5 protein-coding genes are annotated in these 4102 nt (G+C 67.9%); all 5 read right to left on the reverse strand.

Annotated elements, in window-relative coordinates; all coding sequences use genetic code 11:
- The coding region (locus tag HMPREF3115_RS01930) for an FmdB family zinc ribbon protein (RefSeq protein WP_070553314.1) at window positions 1-237 on the reverse strand (237 nt) is incomplete at its 3' end.
- A 95-nt stretch (window positions 238-332) separates the two neighbouring features.
- Entirely contained in the window at window positions 333-959 is a 627-nt protein-coding gene (locus HMPREF3115_RS01935) for a class I SAM-dependent methyltransferase (RefSeq protein ID WP_070553312.1), read from the reverse strand.
- A gap of 16 nt (window positions 960-975) precedes the next feature.
- On the reverse strand, window positions 976-2553 hold the full coding sequence (ubiB, locus tag HMPREF3115_RS01940) for a ubiquinone biosynthesis regulatory protein kinase UbiB (protein WP_006398303.1): 1578 nt from the start codon (window positions 2551-2553) through the stop codon (window positions 976-978).
- A gap of 12 nt (window positions 2554-2565) precedes the next feature.
- Window positions 2566-3192: a ubiquinone biosynthesis accessory factor UbiJ gene (locus HMPREF3115_RS01945; protein WP_006398302.1), complete on the reverse strand. Its 627-nt coding sequence runs from the start codon at window positions 3190-3192 to the stop codon at window positions 2566-2568.
- A 132-nt stretch (window positions 3193-3324) separates the two neighbouring features.
- Window positions 3325-4102: Tim44 domain-containing protein (locus HMPREF3115_RS01950; RefSeq protein WP_070553313.1), on the reverse strand; the 778-nt coding region annotated here is incomplete at its 5' end.

Raw genomic sequence — 4102 nt, forward strand, 5'->3', positions numbered from 1 at the left:
CGGCGCCGCGTCGCCCGACGACGCGGCCGTCGCCGGCGCGCTGGCGCCGCCCGAGCCGCCGCGAAAATCGGTGACATACCAGCCCGAGCCCTTCAGCTGGAAGCCCGCGGCGGTCACCTGCTTGCGGAAAGCATCCTTCCCGCATTCCGGACACTGCGACAGCGGCGCGTCGCTCATCTTCTGGAGCACGTCCTTCGCGAAACCGCACGCTTCGCATCGATAGGCGTAGATCGGCATGATATTTTTCCCGCAGAAACTGGAAACGGCTTGCAAAACCTTGAATTATAGCCGAAACCCCGGCGCGCTCCGGCAACCGCCGCGACGCACGTGCGTCAGCGGCGGCGCCATGCGAGCCAGCGCTCGTGCCCTTCGAACACCGGCAGCGAATCGCTCACCGGCGCGTCGTCGATCAGCTCGAAATGCGCGCCGAGCAACGCGTCCAGTTCGCCGCGCGCGATGCCGAACGGCGGGCCCTTCCGCTTGTCGGCCACGAAAAAGTAGCCGGCGAGCAATCCTTGCGCGGGCAGCAGCGCGGCCATCGTCGCCGCATAGTCGGCGCGCCGCGCGGGCGGCAACGCGCACAAGAACGCGCGCTCGTAGATCCACTGGACGTCGAACGGCGGCCGGTACGCGAAGAAATCGGCCTGCTCGACGACGTCTGCATGCACGCCGAGCTGCGCCTTCGCAGCGGCCACCGCCTGCGCGGAGAAATCGATCGCGCGCACCGGCCAGCCGGCCTGCGCGAGCCAGCCGGCTTCGCGCGCGCTGCCGCAGCCCGGAATCAGCACCGCGCACGGCCGCCGCGCGCTCGCGAAGGCGCGAAAGCCGGCCGGCACGCCGCCGAATTCCCACGGCGTCATCCCGCGCGCGAAACGCTCGTCCCAGAACGATGCGTCGCCCGGATCGCGCGTTTCGAACGAGGCGGCAGCCGGCGCGGCAGCGTGTTTCGGATCGGACATCGCGTCGCTCCTGCGGTCACGCGCCGTACGCGAGCGCGAGCAGCACGCGGGCGACGAGCGCGCCGACGCCGACCGCGAGACCGAAGATCAGCAGCGCCTGCAGCAGCCGGTTGGTCCGCTTCTGCTCGATCAGGATCTGCCGCATCAGGTCTTCGCTGGCCGCGCGCGGCGCATCGTGCCGGGCCGCGAGCGCGTGGTGAATGAGGCGCGGCAGTTGCGGCATCGTCTTGCTCCACTGCGGCGCTTCGACCTTGAAGCGCTCGTACCAGCCGCGCAGACCGATCTGCTCGGTCATCCAGCGCTCCAGGTACGGCTTCGCCGTTTTCCACAGATCGAGCTCGGGGTCGAGCGAACGGCCGAGCCCTTCGACGTTCAGCATCGTCTTCTGCAGCAGCACGAGCTGCGGCTGGATTTCGACGTTGAAGCGGCGCGACGTCGAGAACAGCCGCATCAGCACCTGGCCGAGCGAAATGTCCTTCAGCGCACGGTCGAAATACGGCTCGCAGACCGCGCGGATCGCGCTTTCGAGTTCCTCGACGCGCGTTTCGGGCGGCACCCAGCCGGACTCGAGGTGCAGCGTCGCGACGCGATGATAGTCGCGCTTGAAGAACGCGAGGAAGTTCTGCGCGAGATAGTTCTTGTCGAAGTCGGACAGCGCGCCGACGATCCCGAAGTCGAGCGCGATATAGCGGCCGAACGTGTTCGGATCGAGGCTCACCTGAATGTTGCCGGGATGCATGTCCGCATGGAAGAAGCCGTCGCGGAACACCTGCGTGAAGAAAATCTCGACGCCTTCGCGCGCGAGCTTCTTGATGTCGACGCCGGCCGCGCGCAGCGTCTCGACCTGGCTGATCGGCACGCCCGACATGCGTTCCATCACGAGCACGTGCGACGTCGAGAAATCCCAGAACATTTCCGGCACGAGCAGCAGATCGAGGCCGGCGAAGTTGCGGCGCAGCTGGCTGCCGTTCGCGGCCTCGCGCATCAGGTCGAGCTCGTCGTGCAGATACTTGTCGAATTCGGCCACGACCTCGCGCGGCTTCAGCCGCCGTCCGTCGGCCCACATCCGCTCGGTCCACGTCGCGATATCGCGCATCAGCGCGAGATCGGAATCGATCACGGGCAGCATGTTCGGACGCAGCACCTTGACCGCCACGGCCTTGCCGGCATGCACGCCCTGCTTCAGTTTCGCGAAGTGCACCTGCGCGATCGACGCGCTCGCGACGGGCTCGCGCTCGAATTCGTCGAACAGCTCGTCGACCGGCGCGCCGAGCGACTTCTCGATGATCGCGATCGCGACCGACGAATCGAACGGCGGCACCTGATCCTGCAGTTTCGCGAGCTCGTTCGCGAAGTCGACCGACAGCAGATCGCGCCGCGTCGACAGCACCTGGCCGAACTTCACGAAAATCGGACCGAGGCTTTCGAGCGCATGACGCAGCCGCACGGCGGGCGGATCGGAATAGCGGCGGCCGATCGTCGTGATCCGCAACAGCAGTTTCACGCGGCGGTCGTCGATCCGGGACAGCATGACCTCGTCGAGCCCGAAGCGGATGACGGTATAGACAATCTTGATGAAACGGAAAATGCGCATGCGCTGCGGCCCTCAGTGCGCGCCGCGCGGGCCGGAACCCGTGCGCGCGCCGATTTTTTGTTCGAGTCGCTCGACCCGCTTCTCCACACGTGCGAGCGCGTCGCGTGCGCGCGCCAGTTCGGCGTCGAATCCCCCGAGCGACGCGCGCCGGACGACTTGCGGGTTCTCGTCAAGCCAGTACTCGGCGATCGAGTCGAGCACGTTGCGGCCGGTACGGCGCGCGCGCGCGCCGGCGTCGCGCACGATCGTCGCGATCCGGTGCGCCGCGGCGTCGCCGACCAGCTTTGCGAGATCTTCTTCCGGCTCCCAGCGCAGATGCTCGGCGAGCTTGGCGATCTGCGTCGCGAACTCCGCGTCGCCGTCGATCTTCACGTGCTTCATCACGGCCGCCTGGCCGCCTTGAAGAAACGCGGCGACCGTGTCGCCGGCCAGCGCGATCGATACGTCGACCTGTCGCGCATCGTGCTCGTCGACCGCCGACAGATAACCGTCCGGCTGCACGAGCAGCACAAGCGTGACGGGCGGCACGTCGAGACGGGCAGTCTTGCCCGCATAGGGGATCAGGCGATCGCGCGCCCACGATTCGCGTGCGAGCAGGTGATTGACGGCAGCAGCAAAAGGCTTGGCAGCAAAGGTCATCGGCTGGGAAAGAAAAAACCCGCGCAGGCCGGGCGCCCGCGCGGGTTCCTATTGTAACGTCGGATCGTCGGCAGACCGCGCCCGACCGCACGCCTCGGCGGCAAGCGGTCGCAGCGCGACCGCCGCCGGCGCTCAGTGCGCGTTCAGTTGCTGAATGCCCGCGAGCAACCAGCCCTGACCGCCCGACTTCGAGAGGTTCCACACCTCGTCGAACGGCTCGGCCGCGGCGTTCGCCGACTCGCGGATCAGCCCGTGGAAGCGCACGCTTGCCGACTGCTCGATACCGCGATCCTCGAGCGCGACCAGTTCGGCATCGAGCTGCACGACGTCGGTCTGGTTCGGCTCGTTGCCGCGCGAGTCGAGGTCGATCTTGATCTCGGCGAACATCTCGGGCGTCGTGAACTCGCGGATGTCGGCCAGGTTGCCCTGGTCCCACGCGGCCTGCAGCCGCACGAACGAGACCTTCGCGCTGCGCAGGAACGCATCGGTATCGAAGCCGGCCGGCACCTGGACCGGTGCGGCCGCCGCTGCGCCGGCGGCCGGTGCGCCGCCGTTGAACACGCGCTGCGCTTCGTTCGCATAGTTGCTGCCGCTGCCCGAATACTGGCTCGTGCTGCCCGGCTGGAACGACGGGCTCTGCGCGTAGCCGCCCGACGACGACGGCGCGCTGCCGACCGAGTACGCCGGCTCCTGCGGACGACGGCGATTCATGAACTTGCGGACCAGCCAGATGCCGATCATCGCGAGCAGTGCGATCACGATGAGGTTCGACATCATCCCGGCGAAAGCCTCGCCGAGGCCGAAGTGCGACAACAGCGCCGCGATGCCGAGACCGGCCGCGAGGCCGGCGATCGGCCCCAGCCAGCGCGAGCGGTTCGGCTGCGCGGCCGGCGCCGGCGCCGCCGGGTTC

Origin of the sequence: Burkholderia sp. HMSC10F09 (assembly GCF_001806955.1) — a bacterium.
GTDB lineage: Bacteria > Pseudomonadota > Gammaproteobacteria > Burkholderiales > Burkholderiaceae > Burkholderia > Burkholderia multivorans.

What these genes read in the sequence shown, in the direction of transcription:
- HMPREF3115_RS01935 (WP_070553312.1), bottom strand. Translation starts at nt 959, where the DNA reads ATGTCCGATCCGAAACACGCTGCCGCGCCGGCTGCCGCCTCGTTCGAA.
- HMPREF3115_RS01945 (WP_006398302.1), bottom strand. Translation starts at nt 3,192, where the DNA reads ATGACCTTTGCTGCCAAGCCTTTTGCTGCTGCCGTCAATCACCTGCTC.
- ubiB (WP_006398303.1), bottom strand. Translation starts at nt 2,553, where the DNA reads ATGCGCATTTTCCGTTTCATCAAGATTGTCTATACCGTCATCCGCTTC.